Genomic DNA, 434 nt, shown 5'->3' with positions numbered 1-434 from the left:
CGCTTATTGATTTCATTGATGGATAGATAAGCCATGACACAGATACAATTTCAACAAGGTCCAATACGCCCACCCTCTGAAGCAGACAGTTTGCTGATACGGACAACACAAGGCTGCCCGTGGAATAAATGTAAGTTCTGTACTCTGTTTGAAGGGATGGAGTTCTCTATTCGTCCTGTCGAAGAGATCAAACGTGATATCTGGGCGGCACGAGCCTTCTATAAAAACCGACAGTTTGAGAGCTGTTTTTTGCAAGATGGTGATTCCTTTGCAATGGAAACGGACGATTTACTGGATGTGCTCAATACACTAAAAGAGGCGTTCCCGGAGCTCACACAAATTAGCTCATATGGCAGAGCTCAAACCATGACTAAAAAGTCTCCAGCCGAGATGAGGGCTATCTGCGATGCAGGGTTAAACATGCTGTATTGCGG

1 pseudogene is annotated in these 434 nt (G+C 45.2%); it reads left to right on the top strand.

The features are described 5' to 3' along the window. Window positions 1-33: 33 nt before the first annotated feature. Window positions 34-434: pseudogene (locus tag AB4486_RS27925) on the top strand (radical SAM protein); the annotation flags it as partial.

It is taken from the genome of Vibrio sp. 10N.222.55.C6 (genome assembly GCF_041473395.1).
Taxonomy (GTDB): domain Bacteria; phylum Pseudomonadota; class Gammaproteobacteria; order Enterobacterales; family Vibrionaceae; genus Vibrio; species Vibrio crassostreae_C.
This window is presented reverse-complemented; position numbering and strand designations above follow the sequence as displayed.